The 21,052-nt window shown below is 72.9% G+C and carries 14 protein-coding genes and 1 rRNA gene; 11 read left to right on the top strand and 4 right to left on the bottom strand.

Going from position 1 to position 21,052, the window contains the following annotated elements:
- Positions 1-34: 34 nt before the first annotated feature.
- From C6361_RS31895 to rrf, 3 genes are all read left to right on the top strand, one after another.
- Positions 35-1,204 carry a MalY/PatB family protein gene (locus C6361_RS31895; RefSeq protein WP_234359147.1) on the top strand — a complete coding sequence of 390 codons (1,170 nt, stop codon included), beginning with the start codon at positions 35-37 and terminating at the stop codon, positions 1,202-1,204.
- Between the two features lie 75 nt (positions 1,205-1,279).
- On the top strand, positions 1,280-2,092 hold the full coding sequence (locus tag C6361_RS31890; RefSeq protein ID WP_107270003.1) for an alpha/beta fold hydrolase: 813 nt from the start codon (positions 1,280-1,282) through the stop codon (positions 2,090-2,092).
- Positions 2,093-2,237: 145 nt separating this feature from the next.
- Positions 2,238-2,354: ribosomal RNA gene (gene rrf, locus C6361_RS31885) — 5S ribosomal RNA — on the top strand.
- Between the two features lie 160 nt (positions 2,355-2,514).
- Here rrf and C6361_RS31880 read toward each other — a convergent pair.
- The gene (locus tag C6361_RS31880) at positions 2,515-3,246 is read right to left on the bottom strand and encodes a hypothetical protein (protein ID WP_107270002.1); all 732 of its coding nucleotides are present in this window, start codon (positions 3,244-3,246) and stop codon (positions 2,515-2,517) included.
- A gap of 68 nt (positions 3,247-3,314) precedes the next feature.
- Between C6361_RS31880 and C6361_RS31875 the strand changes: the two genes are divergently transcribed.
- The 3 genes from C6361_RS31875 (at position 3,315) to C6361_RS31865 (ending at position 8,011) form a co-directional block, all read left to right on the top strand.
- Positions 3,315-5,957, top strand: a complete 2,643-nt coding sequence (locus C6361_RS31875) for a valine--tRNA ligase (RefSeq protein WP_107263322.1) — start codon at positions 3,315-3,317, stop codon at positions 5,955-5,957.
- A gap of 261 nt (positions 5,958-6,218) precedes the next feature.
- The gene (locus C6361_RS31870; RefSeq protein ID WP_369931462.1) at positions 6,219-7,490 is read left to right on the top strand and encodes a folylpolyglutamate synthase/dihydrofolate synthase family protein; all 1,272 of its coding nucleotides are present in this window, start codon (positions 6,219-6,221) and stop codon (positions 7,488-7,490) included.
- Complete coding sequence (locus C6361_RS31865; RefSeq protein WP_107270001.1) at positions 7,487-8,011, top strand: DUF4233 domain-containing protein; 525 nt, start codon at positions 7,487-7,489, stop codon at positions 8,009-8,011. Before C6361_RS31870 ends, C6361_RS31865 begins: the two co-directional genes overlap by 4 nt.
- 31 nt (positions 8,012-8,042) lie before the next feature.
- Here the strand turns inward: C6361_RS31865 and C6361_RS39355 are convergent, their stop codons facing one another.
- The gene (locus C6361_RS39355; RefSeq protein WP_369930803.1) at positions 8,043-9,833 is read right to left on the bottom strand and encodes a VOC family protein; all 1,791 of its coding nucleotides are present in this window, start codon (positions 9,831-9,833) and stop codon (positions 8,043-8,045) included.
- Between the two features lie 213 nt (positions 9,834-10,046).
- Here C6361_RS39355 and ndk point away from each other — a divergent pair, with 213 nt between their 5' ends.
- Positions 10,047-10,472, top strand: a complete 426-nt coding sequence (ndk, locus tag C6361_RS31855; RefSeq protein WP_107270000.1) for a nucleoside-diphosphate kinase — start codon at positions 10,047-10,049, stop codon at positions 10,470-10,472.
- A 182-nt stretch (positions 10,473-10,654) separates the two neighbouring features.
- Here the strand turns inward: ndk and C6361_RS37310 are convergent, their stop codons facing one another.
- Positions 10,655-11,458, bottom strand: a complete 804-nt coding sequence (locus C6361_RS37310; protein WP_159079584.1) for a hypothetical protein — start codon at positions 11,456-11,458, stop codon at positions 10,655-10,657.
- A gap of 378 nt (positions 11,459-11,836) precedes the next feature.
- Here C6361_RS37310 and ileS point away from each other — a divergent pair, with 378 nt between their 5' ends.
- The gene (gene ileS, locus C6361_RS31840) at positions 11,837-15,010 is read left to right on the top strand and encodes an isoleucine--tRNA ligase (protein ID WP_107269997.1); all 3,174 of its coding nucleotides are present in this window, start codon (positions 11,837-11,839) and stop codon (positions 15,008-15,010) included.
- A gap of 134 nt (positions 15,011-15,144) precedes the next feature.
- Positions 15,145-15,831 carry a 1-acyl-sn-glycerol-3-phosphate acyltransferase gene (locus C6361_RS31835; protein WP_107263317.1) on the top strand — a complete coding sequence of 229 codons (687 nt, stop codon included), beginning with the start codon at positions 15,145-15,147 and terminating at the stop codon, positions 15,829-15,831.
- A 37-nt stretch (positions 15,832-15,868) separates the two neighbouring features.
- Here C6361_RS31835 and C6361_RS37305 read toward each other — a convergent pair whose 3' ends face one another.
- Positions 15,869-17,905, bottom strand: coding sequence for a hypothetical protein (locus C6361_RS37305; RefSeq protein WP_159079583.1), 2,037 nt, complete (start codon positions 17,903-17,905; stop codon positions 15,869-15,871).
- Positions 17,906-18,140: 235 nt separating this feature from the next.
- Between C6361_RS37305 and C6361_RS31820 the strand changes: the two genes are divergently transcribed.
- Together C6361_RS31820 and C6361_RS31815 are read left to right on the top strand one after the other, a co-directional pair.
- Complete coding sequence (locus C6361_RS31820; RefSeq protein WP_107269994.1) at positions 18,141-20,129, top strand: TIGR03960 family B12-binding radical SAM protein; 1,989 nt, start codon at positions 18,141-18,143, stop codon at positions 20,127-20,129.
- Between the two features lie 137 nt (positions 20,130-20,266).
- Complete coding sequence (locus tag C6361_RS31815; protein ID WP_107264539.1) at positions 20,267-21,013, top strand: TIGR03936 family radical SAM-associated protein; 747 nt, start codon at positions 20,267-20,269, stop codon at positions 21,011-21,013.
- Positions 21,014-21,052: the final 39 nt, after the last annotated feature.

Genomic DNA, 21,052 nt, shown 5'->3' with positions numbered 1-21,052 from the left:
CCACGCCGGCCCCGCGGCGAAGTACCGTGGCGTGGTGGGCAACCCCTTGCAGACCCTCTCCCTGGCCGACCTGCGACGCCGTACCAGCGAGAAGTGGCGGCGCTATCCGCCGGACGTACTCCCGCTCTGGGTCGCCGAGATGGACGTACCGCTCGCCGAGCCGGTCGCGCGGGCGCTGACCGACGCCGTCGCGCTCGGTGACACCGGTTATCCGCCGGACGGTACGGACTACGCCTCGGCGCTCGCCGGATTCGCCCGGGAACGCTGGGGCTGGGCCCCGAAGATCGAGCAGACCCGGCTGGTCCCCGACGTGATGCTCGGCGTCGTCGAGATGGTCAAGCTGGTCACCGGGTACGGCGACGCGGTGGTGATCAACCCGCCGGTCTATCCGCCGTTCTACGACTTCCTCCGCAGCAACGAGCGGCGGGTCGTCGAGGCGCCGCTGAACGCGGAGTACCGGCTCGACCCGGACGCCCTGGAGCGTGCCTTCGCCGAGGCCGTCGACGGGGGCCGGTCGGCCGCCTACCTGCTGTGCAGCCCGCACAACCCGACCGGGACCGTGCACACCGCCGACGAACTCGCGATGGTGATCGAACTCTCCGACCGGTACGGCGTACGCGTCGTCGTGGACGAGATCCACGCGCCACTGATCTATCCGGGCGTGACGTTCCGGCCGTACCTCTCGATGCCCGGCGGTGAACGCGGCCTCGCGCTGCACTCCGCCTCGAAGGCGTGGAACCTGGCCGGGGTGAAGGCGGCGCTGGCGATCGCCGGGCCGGCGGCCGCCGACGACCTGGCCCGGCTGCCGAAGGTGGCCGGCGACGGTGCGAGTCATCTGGGCGCGCTCGCGCACACCGCCGCGTTCCGCTACGGCGGCGGATGGCTCGACGAACTGCTGGCCGGGCTCGACCAGAACCGTCGGCTCCTCGGTGACCTGCTCGCCGAGCACCTGCCGCAGGTGCAGTACCGGCCTCCGGAGGGCACCTATCTGACCTGGCTGGACTGCCGGGACCTGCCGCTGCCGGTCGACGGCTCCGGCGCGCCCGCCGACCCGGCCGAGGTGTTCCTGGAGCGCGGCCGGGTCGCGCTGGTCTCCGGGCCGCTCTTCGGGACCGGCGGTGCCGGACACGCCCGGTTCAACCTGGCGACCTCACCGGAGGTGGTCACCGAGGCGGTCCGCCGGATGGCCGCCGCGCTGCGCTGACCTGCTGGCGGCGGTGCAGAATCCGCCGTCGGTGCGGGGCTCGGCAGGAGGGTTCCCGGTGGCAGACTGCTCGGCATGACGGGTGCGGATCCGGCGGCCGGGGACCTGCGGGTGGCGCTCGGCGGCGGCACCGGGCGGCCGCTGCTGCTGTTGCTGCACGGGATGGGCGCCACCGGTGACGTGTGGCGGGGCTGGGCGGGGCTGCTCGCCGACCGCTGGCCGGGACGCTGGCTGGCACCGGACCTGCCCGGACACGGCGGCTCCGCGCCACTCGACCGGTACTCCTTCGACTCGCTGGCGGCCGGCCTGGCCGGACTGCTCTCGTCCGGTGACCGGGTGGTGGTGCTCGGGCACTCGCTGGGCGGTGCGGTCGGGCTGGCCCTGGCGGGGCGCGGATCGGACGGTCCGGCCGGTAGCGGGTCCGGCTGGGCGGTCGAGGCGGTTCTCGGGCTGGGTGTGAAGGTCGGCTGGACCGCCGACGAGCTGGGCAGAACCGCCGCGCTCGCCGACCGCCCGGTCGCCTGGTACGACTCCCGGGCCGAGGCGGCGCGGCGCCATCTGCGGGTCTCCGGCCTGGTCGGGCTCGTCGAACCGGACGATCCGGTCGTCGACGGCGGAATCGTCCCGACCGGGGACGGCCGCTGGCGGCTGGCGATGGATCCGCGCGCGTTCGGCGTCGGGGCTCCGGCGATGGCCGGGCTGCTGGCGGCGGTCTCCGCCCCGGTGCTGCTGGCCCGGGGCGAGCACGACCCGATGGTCGGTGACGACGAGTTGGCCCGGTTCGGTGTGCCGACGCGTACGTTGTCCGGTCTGGGGCACAACGCCCACGTCGAGGACCCGGCCCGGGTGCTGGCGCTGTTCGACGGGTTGACCGCCATCCGGTCGTGACCCGGATGTCCGATTTTTGGTCATGATCGGGTGGTGGGTGGGGGCGGATCGCGGAACACCGGGCCGGTGGCGGTGGTTATACCCGGCGTACGTCCGCAGCAGCAGTCCCCCCCGGGCTTGCCGGGTCGGTGGGAGTTGGTAGGGTTACGGCGGTTATGGCGGAGGGGAAACGCCCGGTTACATTCCGAACCCGGAAGCTAAGCCTTCCAGCGCTGATGGTACTGCACTCGGGAGGGTGTGGGAGAGTAAGACGCCGCCGGACATCTTCTACGAAGTGGCGCCACCCATGCGGGTGGCGCCACTCGTGTTTTACCTGACCTGTGTCGCCTGGGACGGGTCTGACGACGCGCCCGCGGCTCAACGCACGGCGCGCTCAACCCCGGTGCCGTGCCTGACCACGCGCCGCCTGCGCCGCCTGCGGATCAGTCCCGGCTCTGTACGGCGTTTCGGATCTCCCGTAGCAGCGTGGCGGACTCGTCCAGCGGACGACCGGCGAACATGCCCATCGCGATGCTGCCGTGGTCGGCCCAGCCGCAGAAGACCAGCTCGCCGTCCCGGATCGGGGCGGTACCGCACTTCATCACCCCGCCGAGCGGACCGGCGTCCACCTTCCGAACGCCCGAGACCTTGCTGTCCTCCTCCGAGGCCAGGTCGAAGAGGCGGTCGAGGTCCCGTTCGGGCTGCCAGACCAGGGTCGTACCGCCGAAGAGCAGGACGCTGCGGTCCGGGCCCGCCGGGTCGGCGTAAACGGCACCGAAGCTCTCGGCGAAGTTGATTTCGGCGTTGACGGCGGTCCGGAGGTACTCGATGGTCGCCCGGGCGCCCTCGCTCTCGTCCCGGGTGAGCCCGGCGACCTCGACCGGCGTGGCGAGGGTGGCGTCCTTCTGCTGCATGATGCGCCAGCCCACGGTGCCGAAGACGGCGGCTCCGGCGACGGTGACCGCGAGTACCGAACCGAGGACGATCTTCCGGCGGCGTGACGACGGCTTGCCGGCCGGGCCGGCGGCACCAGGCTCGCCGTCGGGTGCCGGAGTGACGTCGACCGCCTCGGCTTCCCGGCCGGTCCTCTGGTGCAGCACGATCGGTTCCGAGGTGATCTCGATGGCACCGGAATCGGTCGTGGCAGGCCGTTCGGAGCGGGGGGCATCGGACATAGCCGCCACCGTACGCGACGGGAGGTGGCGCACGACGGGCCCGGCGCCCAGGCTCGTAGACTTCGAGGGTGACCGAGACTCTGGATGCGAACCGCGCCGCGGCCCCGACCCTTTCCGCCCAGTACCAGCCGGGCGAGGTAGAAGGTCGGCGCTACGAGGAGTGGGTAGCGGCCGGGCGTTTCCGGGCCTCGGCCGAGAGCGACAAGCCCCCGTTCACCATCGTCATCCCGCCGCCGAACGTCACCGGCTCGCTGCACATGGGCCACGCCTTCGAGCACACCCTGATGGACGCGCTCACCCGGCGCCGCCGGATGCAGGGCTACGAGGCGCTCTGGCTGCCCGGCATGGACCACGCCGGCATCGCCACCCAGAACCTCGTCGAGCGCCAGCTCGCCAGCGAGGGGCTCTCCCGACACGACCTCGGCCGGGAGAAGTTCGTCGAGCGGGTCTGGCAGTGGAAGGCGGAGTCGGGTGGCAAGATCCTCGGCCAGATGCGCCGGCTCGGCGACTCCGTCGACTGGGACCGCGAGCGCTTCACCATGGACGAGGGGCTGTCCCGGGCGGTACAGACGATCTTCAAGAAGCTCTACGACGACGGCCTGATCTACCGCGCGGAGCGCATCATCAACTGGTGCCCGCGCTGCCTCACCGCCCTGTCGGACATCGAGGTCGAGCACACCGACGACGACGGTGAACTCGTCTCGATCCGCTACAGCGACGACGTGGTGGTCGCCACCACCCGGGCCGAGACGATGCTCGGCGACACCGCCGTCGCCGTCCACCCGGAGGACGAGCGCTACAGGCACCTGATCGGGACCGAGGTCGAGTTGCCGCTGACCGGGCGACGGATCCCGATCGTCGGTGACGAGCACGTCGACCCGAGCTTCGGCACCGGCATGGTCAAGGTGACCCCGGCGCACGACCCGAACGACTTCGAGATCGGCCAGCGGCACGACCTGCCCTCGCTGACCGTGATGGACGAGCGCGGCGTGATCACCGCGCCCGGCCCGTTCGAGGGACTCGACCGGTTCGAGGCCCGGCCGGCGATCGTCGCCGCGCTGCGCGAGCAGGGCCGGATCGTCGCCGAGAAGCGGCCGTACACGCACGCGGTCGGGCACTGCTCGCGGTGCCGTACGACGGTGGAGCCTCGGCTGTCGTTGCAGTGGTTCGTCAACACCGGACCGCTGGCCCGGGCGGCCGGTGACGCGGTGCGGGACGGCCGGGTCAAGATCGAGCCCGCCGACATGGCGAAGCGGTACTTCGGCTGGGTCGACAACATGCACGACTGGTGCATCTCCCGGCAGCTCTGGTGGGGGCACCGGATCCCGGTCTGGTACGGCCCGGACGGCGAGGTGCGCTGCGTCGGCCCGGACGAGGAGCCGCCGACCGGCGACGGCTGGACGCAGGACACGGACGTGCTGGACACCTGGTTCTCCAGCGCGCTCTGGCCGTTCTCCACCCTCGGCTGGCCGGAGTCCACGCCCGACCTGGCGAAGTTCTATCCGACCAGTGTGCTGGTGACCGGCTACGACATCCTCTTCTTCTGGGTCGCCCGGATGATGATGTTCGGCCTCTACGCGATGGACGGCCGGCAGCCGTTCGACGTGATCGCGCTGCACGGCATGGTGCGTGACCAGTACGGCAAGAAGATGTCGAAGTCCTTCGGCAACGTGGTCGACCCGCTGGACTGGATCGAGCGGTACGGCGCCGACGCCACCCGGTTCACCCTGGCCCGGGGCGCCAACCCCGGTCAGGACGTGCCGGTCAGCGACGAGTGGTGCCAGGGCTCCCGCAACTTCTGCAACAAGCTCTGGAACGCCACCCGGTTCGCCCTGATGAACGGCGCGCACGTGGCCGGCGAACTGCCCGAGCCGGCCCGGCTCTCGACCGTGGACCGGTGGATCCTCTCCCGGTTGCAGCAGGTCACCGCCGAGGTGGACGAGCAGTTCGAGGCGTACGAGTTCGCCAAGGTCTGCGACGTGCTCTACCACTTCGCCTGGGACGACGTCTGCGACTGGTACGTCGAGCTGGCCAAGCCGGTGCTGGCCGGCGGTGGCGAGCCGGCCGAGGTCACCCGCCGGGTACTCGGGCACGTGCTCGACCAGTTGCTGCGGCTGCTGCACCCGGTGGTGCCGTTCGTCACCGACGAGCTCTGGACCGCGCTGGCCGGTACCGAGAACGCCGGTGCGGACCCGGCCGGGGCGTCGGTGATGACCGCCGCCTGGCCGGTGGCGGTGCCGACGCTGCGCGACGAGGCGGCGGAGCGCGAGGTGACCGAACTCCAACGGGTGGTCACCGAGATCCGCCGGTTCCGTTCGGACCAGGGGCTGCGGCCGGCGCAGCGGGTGGCGGCCCGGCTCGACGGGCTCGCCGGGGCCGGCATCGCCGCGCACGAGCCGCTGATCCGCTCGCTGGTCCGGCTGGACGAGGCGGGTTCGGACTTCGCCGCCAGCGCCACGCTCGCCGTCTCCGGCGCGGTGACGGTGGCACTGGACACCCGGGGCTCGATCGACGTCGCCGCCGAGCGGGCCCGGCTGACCAAGGACCGGGCCGCGGCGGAGAAGGAGATCAGCCAGGCCCGGGCGAAACTCGACAACCCGGCCTTCCTCGCCAAGGCGCCCGCGCCGGTGGTCGACAAGATCAGGGACAGGCTGGCGGCGGCCGAGGCGGACCTGGAGCGGATCGCCACCGCCCTCGCGGCACTCGGCTGACCGGCGACGGGGTGCGGATCGAGGGTTTGCGGGTGCGGGACGGCGGTGTGCGGTGGTCAGGGTACGGCGGTCGGAAGCGTGGCGGCGGTCGGAAGCGTGGCGGCGGTCGGGAGTGTGGCGGCGGTCGGGAGTGTGGTGGTCCGGCGGAACGGGCGGGGGGCGTACGGTGCGGGGACGAGGAACGCGGTGAGTGAGCGTACGGAGCGGGCGGCCGAGTTCGCCCGGGTCGAGGCGGAACTGGCCGATCGCGGCTACACCAGGATGGTCTTCGACCTCGGGCGGATCGAGGAACTGCTCGACGTGCTCGGCAGCCCGCAGCGGGCGTACCCGGCGATCCACCTGACCGGCACCAACGGCAAGACGTCGACGGCGCGGATGATCGACTCGCTGCTCCGGGCGTTCGGGTTGCACACCGGCCGGTACACCAGCCCGCACCTGGAGACCGTGCGGGAGCGGATCAGCCTGGACGGCGAGCCGATCAGCGAGGAACGGTTCGTCTCGGTCTACCGCGAGGTGGCGCCGCTGGCCCGGCTGGTCGACGAGCGCGCCGACGAGCCGTTGACGTACTTCGACATGACCACGGCGCTCGCCTTCGCCACCTTCGCCGACGCCCCGGTCGACGTGGCGGTGGTCGAGGTGGGGCTCGGTGGGGCGGAGGACTCCACCAACGTGCTGGGTGCCGGGATCGCCGTCATCACCCCGATCGGGCTCGACCACACCGAGTGGCTCGGCGACACCATCGAGGACATCGCGCTGCACAAGTCCGGCATCATCCACAAGGGCGCGACGGTGATCTCGGCGGTCCAGCCGGAGGAGGCCGCCGGGCCGATCCTGGAACGCTGCGCCGAGGTGGGCGCCACCATCGCCCGGGAGGGCGGCGAGTTCGGCGTACTGCGCCGGAGCATGGCGGTCGGCGGCCAGGTGCTGTCGTTGCAGGGCCTCGGCGGGGTCTACGACAACGTCTTCGTACCCCTGCACGGCGCACACCAGGCGCAGAACGCCGCGATCGCGCTCGCCGCCGTCGAGGCGTTCCTCGGCGCGGGCGCGTCCCGCCAGCTCGACGTCGAGACCGTCCGGCAGGGCTTCGCCACCGCCGACTCACCCGGCCGGCTGGAGCGGGTGCGGTCCGCCCCGACGATCCTGCTGGACGGGGCGCACAACCCGCACGGCATGGCCGCCACGGTCACCGCACTCCAGGAGGAGTTCGCGTTCAGCCGACTGATCGCGCTGGTCGGCGTACTGGAGGACAAGGATGCCGCAAGCCTGCTCGAACTCCTCGAACCCGTGGTCGACGCGATCGTGGTGACCCGGAACAGCTCGCCCCGGGCGATGTCGGCGGCGGCACTCGGCGAACTGGCCGAGGAGGTCTTCGGACCGGACCGGGTCGAGGTGGCCGAGGAACTGCCGGACGCGATCGAGGCCGCCGTGGCGCTGGCCGAATCCGACGTGCAGGGCGAGCTGAGCGGGGTGGGTGTGCTGGTCACCGGCTCGGTGGTGACCGTGGCCGACGCGCGACGGCTGCTGAAGCGATGAGCGCGCCGGACGAGGCGGTCAACCCGGCCGACCGGGCCGTCGACGGCCCGGATCAGACGGGTGCGGCGGGCCGCGTCGACGGCGGCGATCAGACGGGTGCGGCGGGCCGCGTCGACGGCGGCGGTCCGACGGGTACGGCCGGCCGCGTCGACGACGGCGGCTCACCGGGTACCCCCGGTGGTCGGCCCTCCGGACTGCGGGACCCGGGGCGGGCGGTACGCGGCCTCGGCGCCCTGACGCTGAGCGTCGAGACGCTGGTGCTGCTGCTGGCGATCCAACCGATCCGACTCCTCGGCGGCGACCTGGGCGGCGCTGCCATCGGGGTGGTCGTCGGGCTCGCGGTGTTGGCGGCCGTACTGGCGGGGTGTCTGCGCCGGCCGTGGGCCTGGCACGCCGCCACCGTCCTACAGGGGCTGCTGCTGCTCGCCGGCTTCCTGCATTGGTCACTCGGCGCGCTGGGGCTGATCTTCGCCGCCGTCTGGGCGTACGTGCTGCACGTCCGGCGGGTCATCCTCGGTTGACCCGGGCGGCGGCCGGCGCACCGCGTACGGCTCAGCCGGTGGCCCGGCTCCGCCACTGGGTGAGCGCGATCCCGTGCCCGTCCGGGTCCCGGAACGCGGCGGCCCAGAGTTCGAGTTTGGCGCCCCGGTTGACCGCCCGGGGAGCGTAGGTGAACTTCACGCCCTTGCCGAGGAGTTCCTCGTAGACGGCGGTCACGTCGTTCACCTCCAGGTTGAGGTGGACCAGCCGCCGGTTGATCGGCGCCACCTCACGGATCGCCCGCAGCACCAGCCGAGTCGCGCCGGAGGCGAGGATGGCGTTGCCCTCGCCACCGTCGATCTCGAAGAAGCCGAGCAGGTCCCGGTAGAACGCGATCGACCGTTCGAGGTCGGTGACCAGCAGGGTGATCCCGACCCCGGCGATCGGCCCGGACCCGCCGAGCCGGGCCGGCGGCTGGGTGGCGATCAGGTCCGCCAGGATCGCCTCGTCGTCCGGGTCGGCCACCTGGTCGCCGGACGACGACGCCGCGCCGGCTCGCGGGTCGAGATCCGGCTCCTGGTCCAGATCGCGGTCCAGGTCGCGGTCCCGGTCTTGGTCCAGGTCCGCCGCGGAGGCGCGGTCGGGGACGGGGGCCGGGTCGGGGTCGTCGAGTGGGATGTCGATCTCGTCGTACGACTCGTCGTACGAGCTGCCGGCCGGGCCGGCGGAGCGGGGGCCGGAGTCGTCCGCGGCAGCGCCCGAGCGGGCGGCGTCGGTCTTGGTGGGTTCCGGGGTCACCGGGGCCGGGCCGGGTGCTTCCCAATCCGGATCGGCCGGTGCCGCAGCCCTCCCCGGGCTGCCACCGGACCGGGCCCCCGGAATCGGGGGAGTCCCGGGCCGCCGCCCGGTGCCGTCGTCGGGTGTGTCACCGCCACCGGCCTCCGTCGGCGGGACGTCGGGCTCGGTCGGGTGCGGCGCCGGTGGCGCGTCGGGGACGGGTCCGGCAGCGGCCGGGGCCGGACCGGTGGCGGTCGGGGTCGGAGTCGGGCCGGGGCGGGGTCGGCGGGTCCGGCCGCCCGGGCCCGGGGTCGGCCGGGAACGGCGGGGCAGCGGCGCGGTGGAGGGCGGGTCGACCAGGGTCCCCTCCAGCACGATCGTTCCGCCGGGGGTCTGCCGCATCACTACCGGCTCCTCGCGGGGCGTTGCCCGGTCGTCCCGGAGCGGCTCCAGATCGTCCCGGAGCGGGGCGAGATCGTCCTCGGTCAGGGGGTCGCCGACCGGCGGGCCACCGGGCGGTGCGGCGGCGTACGGGTCGTCCCGTCCACCCCGGGCCCACGGCGGCGCCTCCTGCCCGATCAGGATGTCGTCGTCGACCGGGTCGAAGTCGTTGAACTCCGGCGGCAGGTCGCCGCCGGCCGCCGCCTCGGCGTGGGTCAACACCTCGTCCCAGAGGATCCGGACGTGCCGCTGGTCGTCGATCGCCACCATGATCGGGAGAGTGGCGCCGGGATCCGGCCACTTCGACACCGGTACCCGGGGATCGCGGATCCGCACCGACCGGCCCGGCACCCCGGGCGCGTCGATCACGATCTGAAGTTCGCAGCGGCCGAAGGTCGACGAGGCGGGCGGCTCGGTGACGCTGTGTACGTGTCCGATGCCGGTCACCCAGGCCCGGGGACCGCTGCGTACGGCGGTGACCGCGACGAGCGCGATGGCCAGGGCGAGCAGTGCCACCCCGAGTACGGCGATCGCCCAACTGCGCATCCCGAAGCCGAACAGGATGACGAAGGTGGCGAAGGTGCCCAGCACAGCGGCGACCAGCTTGCGCACCGGCGCGACCTGGCGGCGACGACCATCTGCCACAGTGGACCTCCCTGGTTAAGGCCAGGCTAGGCCGGATCTGGCGGGAATGGAACGACCCGAGGCCGGTACGCGGCCCCCGTCGCCCGATCGGTCCGGTCGTACGCCGGCCCAACGTGCCGACCGGCCGGTCCGGGTCGACTCCGGCGTCGGGGCCGCTGGGCGCCGACATACGCTGGCCCTGCCCAGCTCTCCGGCCGTACCGAGGGGTCTTCCGTGGTCAGCAGCGGTTCCGCCGAGCGTACCCTCGTGTTGATCAAGCCCGACGCGGTACGGCGCCGGCTGGTAAGCGAGATCCTCGGCCGGTTCGAGCGCAAGGGCCTCGGCATCGACGCCATGGCGCTGCGCCGGATGGACGACCGGCTCGCCGATCTGCACTACGCCGAGCACGTGGGCCAGCCGTTCTATCCGGCGCTGCGGGAGTTCATCACCTCCGGGCCGCTGGTCGCGCTGGTGCTCTCCGGCTCCGGCGCGGTCGGGATGGTCCGTGGGCTGGTCGGCGCGACCGACGGGCGTCGGGCGGTCGCCGGCACGATCCGTGGCGACCTGGCCTGCTCGTCCCGGGAGAACCTGGTGCACGCGGCCGACTCGGTCGAGACCGCCCGCCGGGAGATCGCACTCTGGTTCCCCGAGTTGACCTGACCGGCCGGCGGCCCGGGCGCCCCGGCGACGGTCCGCCCGCGCCCCGCTGGCGGTCAGCCCGCTGGCGAACCGCCCGCTGGTGATCAGCCTGCTGGCGATCGGCCCGCTGGCGGTCGGCCCGCTGGCGGTCGGCCCGCTGGCGGTCGGCCCGCTGGCGGTCGGCCCGGTCGGGACCGGCCCGGTCAGGAGGGGGTGGCGGCCGGGGTGGTGGGTGTGCCGGTCAGCGGCAGTGCCCTGAGCGCCGCCGTGGCGACCTCGATCGCGGTCCGCCGGGCCATCGCGGTGACCTCGGGGCCGGTGCTGCCCTGCCAGAGCCTGAGTACCCCGACGGTGAGCAGCAGCGGGCCGTGTGCGAGGAGCAGGCGCGCCTCGCCGGGTACGAAGCCGAAGCCCTGCTCGGGGTGCGGGCCGAGGGCCGTACCGGTGGTCAGCCGGGCCCGGCTGGCGCCGATCCGGATCACGTCGGTGGCCCGGCGGGCGTCGGTGGTGGTGTAGCTCAGGGTGAACCCAGGGGTGCACCGGGCCGAGCGGGCCCGGTCGGCGACCCGCTCCGCCGCCGCCGCGCTGGCGAACCCGGTCACCGTGACCTCCATGATCGTGGTCGCCCGCTCGACCGAGGTGAACGAGGCGATCGGGTTGACCTCGACCAGCCCGGCGAAGATCGGCAGTGGCGGCGTGAACGACTCCCCGGGGCGCGCCTCGGCGGTGAACAACCGGCACGGGGTGATCTGCACCGAGGCGAGTTCGTCCTCGGCGAGAAGCGACGGCGGCGGCACGGTGCCCCGGGACCGGACCGTGGTCGCCAGGGCGGCGAGCACCGCCTCGGGCTGGTATGGCGGCCCCGGCGCCACGCTGGGCGGCGCCGTCGAGGCCGGCGGTGGAGTCGGTGGCACCGGGCGGCTGGGCTGGGCCGTACCGGGCTGCGGGGTACAGGCGACGAGGGCGAGCAGCGCCGTCCCGACCGCCAGCGCTGGTGCCGTACGCATCCGTCCCCCGATCCGTGCCGTCCGGGCAGCGTAACCGCCGTGCTCGGGGCGGCGCTGCCCGGACGGCGGGGACGGGGGTGCCGCCGGCCGGCGCCCGGCCGGGGATATCGGGTGGGAGCCGCAGCGACGGTCGAGTATCGTTGACGGGCACAGGCGTCGACCCGGCCATCACCGGCGAGCCTCCGGAAGAACAGGTGGAAACACCCCAGTAGAACCGGACGGGACCGGCCCGTCACAGCCGGCCAACGAGCGGGTGGTCGATTCCCGACCACCAAGCGGGGTGGTACCGCGGGCCCACGGCCGCGCCGGCTTCCGGCGTACCAGGGCTCGTCCTCGCAGACCACGGTCAGTGAGCTGCGACGAGGAGAACGACCCGCGATGGCGTACCCGAAGAACGCCCCCGCCGGCACGGGCGTGCCGGCCAGTCCGGAGCTGCCGACGGTCGAGCAGCGCGTGCTCGACCACTGGGTGGCCGACAAGACCTTCGAGGCCAGCGTCGAGGGCCGCGACCCCGGCCCGAACGGCGCCAACGAATACGTCTTCTACGACGGCCCGCCGTTCGCCAACGGCCTGCCGCACTACGGCCACCTGCTGACCGGCTACGTCAAGGACCTGGTGCCGAGATACCAGACGATGCGCGGCCGGCGGGTGGAGCGCCGCTTCGGCTGGGACTGCCACGGCCTGCCGGCCGAGGTGGAGGCGGAGAAGCAGCTCGGCATCACCACCAAGGCGGAGATCCTCGACCTCGGTGTCGGGCGGTTCAACGACGCCTGCCGGACGTCGGTGCTGGCCTACACCCGGGACTGGGAGCGGTACGTCAACCGGCAGGCCCGGTGGGTCGACTTCGGCAACGACTACAAGACGCTCGACCTCAGCTACATGGAGAGCGTCATGTGGGCGTTCCGCCAGCTCCACGACAAGGGGCTGGTCTACGAGGGGTTCAGCGTGCTGGCGTACTGCTGGCGCTGCGAGACCCCGCTGTCGAACACCGAGACCCGGATGGACGACGTCTACCGGGACCGGCACGACCCGACCCTGACCGTCTGGTTCGAGCTGACCCCGGACGAGGGCGCCCCGGAGCCGCTGCGCGGGCCGGTCCGGGTCGGGGTCTGGACCACCACGCCGTGGACGCTGCCGTCGAACCTGGCGCTCGCGGTCGGCCCGGACATCGAGTACGCGGTGCTGGAGCGGGACGGCCAGCGCTACGTCGTCGGCGCCGCCCGGCTCGGGGCGTACGCGAAGGAGCTGGACGGTTACACCCAGCTCGGCACGGTGCACGGCCGGGACCTGGTCGGCCGCCGCTACACCCCGCTCTACGACTTCCTCGTCGACCAGGGCGGGCCGAACGCCTACCAGGTGCTCGGCGCGGAGTTCGTCACCACCGAGGACGGTACCGGGGTGGTGCACCTGGCCCCGGCCTTCGGCGAGGACGACCAGAAGGCGTGCAACGCGGCCGGCATCCCGACCGTGGTGACCGTGGACGACCACACCCGGTTCACCGCGCTGGTCCCGCCGTACCAGGGTGAGCAGGTCTTCGACGTCAACAAGTCGGTGATCCGGGAGCTGAAGGAGCGCGGGGTGGTGCTCCGGCAGGACACCTACACCCACGCGTACCCGCACTGCTGGCGCTGCGACACCCCGCTGGTCTACAAGGCGGTCTCCTCCTGGTTCGTGGCCGTCACCAAGGTCAAGGACCGGATGCTGGAGCTGAACCAGCAGATCAGCTGGACTCCGGGGCACGTCCGGGACGGCTCGTTCGGCAAGTGGCTGGCGAACGCCCGGGACTGGTCGATCAGCCGGAACCGGTTCTGGGGCTCGCCGATCCCGGTCTGGAAGTCGGACGACCCGCAGTATCCACGGGTCGACGTCTACGGCTCGCTCGCCGAGCTGGAGGCCGACTTCGGGGTCAAGGTCACCGACCTGCACCGGCCCGGCATCGACGAGCTGACCCGGCCCAACCCGGACGACCCGACCGGGCGCTCCACCATGCGCCGGGTGCCGGAGGTACTGGACTGCTGGTTCGAGTCCGGTTCGATGCCGTTCGCCCAGGTGCACTACCCGTTCGAGAACCGCGAGTGGTTCGAGCACCACTACCCCGGGGACTTCATCGTCGAGTACGTCCCGCAGGTGCGCGGCTGGTTCTACACCATGCACGTGCTGGCGACCGCGCTCTTCGACCGGCCGGCGTTCCGCAACGCCGTGGTGCACGGCATCGTGCTCGGCTCGGACGGGCGCAAGATGTCCAAGAGCCTGCGCAACTATCCGGACGTCTACGAGATGTTCGACAGCTACGGCTCGGACGCGATGCGCTGGACGCTGATGTCCTCGCCGGTGCTGCGCGGCGGCGACGTGGTGGTCAGCGAGACGACGATCCGGGACTCGGTACGCCAGGTGCTGCTGCCGTACTGGAACGTCTGGTACTTCTTCTCGCTCTACGCCAACGCGGAGGGTTACCAGGCCGTCCGGCGTACCGACTCGACGCACCTGCTCGACCGGTACGTGCTGGCCAAGACCCGGGAGCTGGTCGAGGCGGTACAGGGGCAGCTCGACGTCTACGACATCTCCGGCGCCTGCGGCACGGTCCGCTCCTTCCTCGACGCGCTGACCAACTGGTACGTCCGACGGTCCCGGGACCGGTTCTGGTCCGGCGACCGGGACGCCTTCGACACCCTCTACACGGTGCTGGAGACGGTTAGCCGGGTGCTGGCCCCGCTGGCCCCGCTGACCGCCGAGGAGGTCTGGCGCGGACTCACCGGCGAGCGGTCGGTGCACCTGACCGACTGGCCGGAGGCCGCCGAGTTCCCGGCCGACCACGAGCTGGTCGCCGCGATGGACGCCACCCGGGCGGTCGCCTCGGCGGCGCTCTCGCTGCGCAAGGCAAAGGGGCTGCGGGTCCGGCTGCCGCTGTCGTCGCTGACCGTGGCCAGCCCGGCCGCGGCCACCCTGCGGCCCTTCGCCGACCTGGTCGCCGACGAGGTGAACGTCAAGGCGGTCACCTTCAGCGACGAGCTGGCCAGCTACTGCCAGCAGGTGCTCACGGTGGTGCCCCGGGCGCTCGGCCCCCGGGTCGGCAAGCAGGTGCAGACCGTGATCAAGGCGGTCAAGGCCGGCGACTGGACGCTGGTGGACGGGGTACCGGAGGCGGCCGGGGTCCGGCTGGAGGAGGGCGAGTACGAGCTGAAGCTGGTCCCCGCCGACGCCGAGCACTCCGCGCCGCTGCCCGGCGGGGAGGGCGTGGTGGTGCTGGACACCGCCGTCACCCCGGAACTCGCCGCCGAGGGCCTGGCCCGGGACGTCGTACGGGTGGTGCAGCAGGCCCGCCGCGACGCCGGGCTGGACGTGTCGGACCGGATTGAGGTGCTGCTCGCCGCTCCGGCGGAGGTCGTCTCGGCGGTCGAGGCGTACCGGGACTTCGTGGCCCGGGAGGTGCTGGCCGACTCGATCGGCTTCGCCGACCAGGCCGACTCCGCCGGCTTCGCCGAGGGGGTCGACGGCTTCGCCGGTGAGGTCGGCGAGGGCGACCGGGTGACGGTGGCGGTACGCCGCCGCTGAGCGGTCCGTCGCGCTGAGCGTTGCCGGGTGCGGTCCGACCGGTCCGGGTGGGTGATCGAGACGGTCACCTACGCGGACCGGTCGGCCGTCGGTTAACGTGACAGCGCCCCACTACCTCGACCGCCGGAGGTCCCGTGCCGCTGCTCTACACCATCGGCCAGTACACCGTCGGCACCGCGATGCGGGTTGCCTGGCGTCCGACCGTGGAGGGCCTGGAGAACGTCCCCGCGACCGGCGGCGCGATCTTCGCGGGCAACCACCTCTCGGTCGCCGACGAGCTGTTCCTCGGCTCGGTGGTGCCCCGGCACCTCGCCTTCTGGGCCAAGGCCGAGTATTTCACCGGTACCGGGGTGCGCGGCTGGATCACCCGGTCGGTGATCAGCGGGCTCGGTGCGATCCGGGTGGAACGGGCCGGCGGCCGAGCCGCACTCTCGGCGTTCGACGGGGCGATCCCGGTGCTCCGCGCCGGTGACCTGGTGGCGATCTACCCGGAGGGCACCCGGTCGCCGGACGGCCGGCTCTACCGGGGGCGTACCGGGGTGGCCCGGCTGGCCCTCGCCGCCGAGGTGCCGGTGATCCCGGTCGGTGTGATCGGCACCGAACGGGTCCAGCCGATCGGGGCCCGGTTGCCCCGGCTGGGCACCGGAAAGGTGACCATCCGGTTCGGCAAGCCGATGGAGTTCGTCGGCCGCCCGACGGACCGTACCTCGTTGCGGCAGATCACCGACGAGATCATGGCGGAGATCCAGAAGCTGACCGGGCAGGAGTACGTGCCCCGGTACGCGCCGGCCCGCAACGCGGCGGAGAACGGCGGCTCGTAGACCCCCGTCCGTCCGCCGCCGCTGGGCGTCGGCCGGCTCAGCCCGTGCTGGGGCTGCCGCCGCCGGAGCCGACCGGGTCCCGCTCGATGATGTTCTCCCGCAGCGTGGTCAGCAGCTCGGAGCTGTCCGCTATCGACAGTCGGGTGAATAGGGCGGTGGCCAGGCTGCCGTGGTCCGCCCAGGTGCAGACCACCACCTCGTCACCGTCGGCCCGGCCCGTGCCGCAGCTGCGGTACTCGCCGCGTACGCCGGTCGGCACCGACTCGACCGAGGCGACCCCGTACTCGTCCTGGAGCCGGGTGACCTCCTCCTGCACCGCCGACTCCGGACTGAGCCGGAAACCGGTACTGCCGAAGATGACCACCCGCTTGCCGTTCGAGGCCCGGTAGACCCCGGCGAACGCCTCGCCGCCGTTGAACCAGTTCCGCCCCTGGACCTCCTGCTTCAACTGCTCGGCGGTCTGCCGGCCGGACGCGTTGTCCAGCAGCCGCAGGTCGAGTACCTCACTGGGCAGGGGATCCTTCGGCGACGCCGGGTACTGGTCCCAGACCGGCTTGGCGTAGTACGCCGGGATGCCGCAGCAGCAGGCGATGCTGAGCAGGGTCAGCGTGAACATCACCCGGGGCCAGCGGCGTCGTCGGCGTACCGGCGGAACGGGTGCGGGCGGCGCCTTGCGGACCGGTGGTGCCTCCGGCCGGCGCCGTTGCTTCGCCGGCCGGGGCGGGGCGACCGGCGGTGGCGGCGGCTGCTTCCGGGGCGCGGGCGCGGCCGGCGGTCGGGCGGCCCGAGCCGGCGGTGGCGGTGGCGGTGGCGGTGGCGGTGGCGCAGTCTGCGGCGGTGGCGGCGTGCGCGGTGCCGGTGCGGTGCGCGGTGCCGGTGCGGTGCGCGGTGGCGGTGGCGGCGGTGGGCCGGTCGGCGCGGGGAAACGCCGGGTCACCGGCAACTGCCGGGCCGGGGGTGGGCTGACCGGCGCGTCGTAGCCGACCGGTGGATGACTCGCCGCCGGCGGGTGGCCGGCGACCGGCGGGTACGGCGGGTGCGCCGCCCACGGGTCCTCGGCGGCACCGGCCCAGGGGTCGACCGGGGTGGGGATCTCGTCCTCGTCCGCCTCGACGGCCGGCATCCGCAGGGTCGGATCGGGTGGCCGGGTGCGCGCCGTCGGTGCCGCCGCCTCGTCGGGCTCCTCGGGGCCGCCCCGGAACCAGCGACGCTTGCGCGGCCGGGGCGGTGGTACGGCCGCCGAGCCGGTCCAGCGCGGCGCCGCGACCCGGGTAGGGGCCGCCTCGTCATCCTCCGACGGTGACGTTGCCGGCGTACCGGCCCCGGCCGGCGGCTCGGGGCCGGCGGCGGTCGGGTCGGAATCGGCGGCGGTCCGGTCGGAGCTGACGGCGGTCGGGTCGGAGCTGACGGCGGTCGGGTCGGGGCTGGCGGCGGTCCGGTCGGGGCTGGTAGCGGCCGTGGAGGCGGACGGTGGGGCACCGGCCGGGGATGGTGGCCCGTCGACCGTGGCGGGCGATTCTTCGGCCACGTCACGTTTGGTGGGGGTGGAGTGCGCTTCCTCGCTCGGGGGAGCTTCGGAGGCGGCCGGGGACGGCGGTCCTTCGGCCGGGGACCCTTCGTCGGGGCCGGGCGGCGGTGGCACCGCCCCGTCGGGCTCGGCGAGCGTGGAGGTGGCGGTGGAGGCCGCGGGGTCGGGCGACCGCGGCGTGGGCCGGGTCGGTAGGTCGAGCTCGGCGTCGATATCGGCGTCGACATCGGCCGACCCGTCGGCGGGTCCGTCCGGCCCGGCCGGGACGTCCACGGCCGTGTCGTCCGGCTCGCCGGTCCGGCCCTGCCGGTCAGCGGCGGCACGTTCCTGCTGGTCAGTGGCGGCACGTTCCTGCTGGTCGGCGGCGGCACGCTCCTGCTGGTCAGCGGCTCGGCCGTCGTGCTCGTCGTCGGCCGGGGCGTGCTGGTCGTCGGCCGGGGCGTGCTGGTCGCCGGACGCCACGGTCGCCGGTCCGTCGGCCGGGGGCGGTCCGGCCGGCGTGACTCGGCCCGCCGGTACGGTCTCCTCCGGCTGGGGCTGGGGCATTGTGCGGATCTCCTCTCGCGCCCGTCCGAGGTTAGTACCGCCCGACCAATCGGTCGTTCCACGCCGGATCGTACGAGCGTCTCGGACGGCGGGGAAATCCCGGCGAGCGGGCGTGCGTGGCACGTTCCGGTGGAAACACCGCATCGGGAGGGGCCCGGGGACTACCGCGCCGAGGTGCGGGGGTGGCGCGTACCCTGAATGGTTGGTGTTCCAACGGAGTGTCCCGGGAGGTTCCATGAGCGCCGCGTCGTCCGCCGCGGAAAGGTCAGCGGCGATGACGGTCTGGCCGCAGCTCGAGCAACTGCTGCCCCAGGTCAGCAAGCCGATCCAGTACGTCGGCGGCGAACTGGGCGCGGTGGTGAAGGAGTGGGAGTCGGCGGTCGTCCGTTGGGCGCTGATGTATCCGGACGCGTACGAGGTGGGCCTGCCGAACCAGGGCGTGCAGATCCTCTACGAGGTGCTCAACGAGCTGCCGGACGTACTGGCCGAGCGGACGTACGCGGTCTGGCCCGACCTGGAGCGGCTGATGCGCGCCGAGGGCGTGCCGCAGTTCACCGTCGAGGCGCACCGGCCGGTCGGCGCCTTCGACCTCTTCGGGATCTCGTTCGCCACCGAGCTGGGCTACACCAACCTGCTCACCGCGATCGACCTGGCCGGCATCCCGCTGCTCTCCGCCGACCGCACCGACGCGCACCCGGTGGTCGTGGCCGGCGGGCACGCCGCGTTCAACCCGGAACCGATCGCGGACTTCATCGACGCGGCGGTGCTCGGCGACGGCGAGGAAGCCGTACTGGAGATCACCGAGATCGTCCGGGTCTGGAAGGAGGAGGGCAGCCCCGGCGGGCGGGACGAGCTGCTGCTCCGGCTGGCCCGGACCGAGAGCGTCTACGTGCCGCGCTTCTACGACGTCGACTACCTGCCCGACGGCCGGATCCAGCGGGTCGTGCCGAACCGGGCGGACGTGCCGTTCCGGGTGCACAAGCGCACGACGATGGACCTGGACGCCTGGCCGTACCCGAAGAAGCCGATCGTGCCGCTCGCCGAGACCGTGCACGAGCGGTACGCGGTGGAGATCTTCCGGGGTTGCACCCGGGGTTGCCGGTTCTGCCAGGCGGGCATGATCACCCGGCCGGTACGCGAACGTTCGATCACCACCGTCGGGCAGATGGTGCGGGACGGCCTGGAATACTCCGGCTTCCACGAGGTGGGGCTGCTGTCGCTGTCATCGGCCGACCACTCGGAGATCGGCGACATGTGCTCCGGCCTCGCCCAGCAGTACGAGGGCACGAACGTCTCGCTCTCGCTGCCGTCGACCCGGGTCGACGCGTTCAACATCGAGCTGGCCCAGGAGCTGTCCCGCAACGGCCGGCGTACCGGGCTGACCTTCGCCCCGGAGGGCGGCTCGGAGCGGATCCGCAAGGTGATCAACAAGATGGTGTCGGAGGAGGACCTCATCCGCACCGTGGTCACCGCCTACACCAACGGGTGGCGGCAGGTGAAGCTCTACTTCATGTGCGGGCTGCCGACCGAGGAGGACTCCGACGTCCTCCAGATCGCCCGGCTCGCACACGAGGTGATCAAGGCCGGCCGGGCCGCCACCGGCTCCAAGGACATCCGCTGCACCGTGTCGATCGGCGGCTTCGTGCCCAAGCCGCACACCCCGTTCCAGTGGGCGCCGATGGAGCGCCCCGAGGTGATCGACAACCGGCTCAGGCTGCTCAAGCAGGCGATCAACTCCGACCGGTCGCTCGGCCGGGCGATCGGTTACCGCTACCACGACGGCGAGCCGTCGCTGATCGAGGGGCTGCTCAGCCGGGGTGACCGCCGGGTCGGCGCGGTGATCAGGCGGGTCTGGGAGAACGGCGGCCGGTTCGACGGCTGGAGCGAGCACTTCTCCTACCGGCGCTGGGTCGACGCCGCCGCCGAGGTGCTGCCGACCTTCGGGGTCGACCTCGACTGGTACACCGTCCGGGAGCGGGAGCAGACCGAGGTGCTGCCCTGGGACCACCTCGACTCCGGCCTGGACAAGGACTGGCTCTGGCAGGACTGGCAGGACGCCCTCACCGAGTACGAGCAGGACGACTGCCGGTGGACGCCGTGCTTCGACTGCGGCGTCTGCCCCTCCATGGACACCGAGATCCAGATCGGTCCGACCGGCAAGAAGCTGCTGCCGCTGACGCCGGTCAACACCGGCCTGCGGCTGCCGGCCGGCACCGGACACTGACCTCGCCCGTTCCCGCCGGAGCAGTCGACTCCGCAGGGGAACGGGCGCACCCCGACCATCCGCACCCGAGGAGCGGCACGATCAGCAGAAAACCACAGCCGGAGGGCGGCCAGGCGCCGGTCGTACAGCGGATCCGCATCAGGTACGCCAAACGCGGTCCGCTGCGGTTCACCTCACACCGGGACTTCGCCCGGGCCTTCGAGCGCGCGTTGCGCCGGGCCGGCGTACCGGTGGCGTTCTCGCAGGGCTTCACCCCGCATCCGAAGATCTCCTACGCCAGCGCGGCCCCGACCGGGGTGGCCAGCGAGGCGGAGTACCTGGAGATCGGGCTCCAGCGGCCGGTGGACCCTACCGAGCTGCGGATCGCCCTGGACGGCGTGCTCTCGCCCGGACTCGACGTACTCGACGCGGTGGTGGCCGGCGGCGGCAGCCTCGCCGACCGGATCGACGCCTCCCGCTGGCGGATCGAACTGCCCGGTGTCGCGCCGGATGTCCTCCGTGCCGCCGTGTCGACCTTTCTGGCCGCCTCCGAGGTGCTGGTCGAGCGGATGACCAAGCAGGGACGACGGGTCTTCGACACCCGTGCCGCCGTCACGACCATCGATGTGATCGAGAGGACCGAGGCACCTTCCGGGGTCGCGGGCGTACCGTGTGCGATACTCGAAGTGGTCGTACGGCAGGTCACCCCGTCCGTACGGCCCGATGACGTCCTTTCCGGCCTCCGCGTGGTGGCCGACCTGGAGCCGCCGGTGCCGCCGAGGGCGACCCGGCTGGCACAGGGCACGCTGACCACGCAGGGGGAGATCGTGGATCCGTTGGAGGCGGATCGCGACGGGACCGCCATCGGCGAACGCCAGCCGGAAGCCCGGCCGGCGGTCAGGTAGGCAGACTTCGGCGACCCGGTCACCTTGACGCGTCACCGG

Origin of the sequence: Plantactinospora sp. BC1 (genome assembly GCF_003030345.1) — a bacterium.
GTDB lineage: Bacteria > Actinomycetota > Actinomycetes > Mycobacteriales > Micromonosporaceae > Plantactinospora.
This window is presented reverse-complemented; position numbering and strand designations above follow the sequence as displayed.

Coding starts and splice junctions, on each gene's coding strand:
- C6361_RS31890 (WP_107270003.1), top strand. CDS start 1,280: ATGACGGGTGCGGATCCGGCGGCCGGGGACCTGCGGGTGGCGCTCGGC.
- C6361_RS37310 (WP_159079584.1), bottom strand. CDS start 11,458: ATGCGTACGGCACCAGCGCTGGCGGTCGGGACGGCGCTGCTCGCCCTC.
- C6361_RS31865 (WP_107270001.1), top strand. CDS start 7,487: ATGAGCGCGCCGGACGAGGCGGTCAACCCGGCCGACCGGGCCGTCGAC.
- C6361_RS31820 (WP_107269994.1), top strand. CDS start 18,141: ATGAGCGCCGCGTCGTCCGCCGCGGAAAGGTCAGCGGCGATGACGGTC.
- C6361_RS31870 (WP_369931462.1), top strand. CDS start 6,219: ATGGTCTTCGACCTCGGGCGGATCGAGGAACTGCTCGACGTGCTCGGC.
- C6361_RS31880 (WP_107270002.1), bottom strand. CDS start 3,246: ATGTCCGATGCCCCCCGCTCCGAACGGCCTGCCACGACCGATTCCGGT.
- C6361_RS37305 (WP_159079583.1), bottom strand. CDS start 17,905: ATGCCCCAGCCCCAGCCGGAGGAGACCGTACCGGCGGGCCGAGTCACG.
- ileS (WP_107269997.1), top strand. CDS start 11,837: ATGGCGTACCCGAAGAACGCCCCCGCCGGCACGGGCGTGCCGGCCAGT.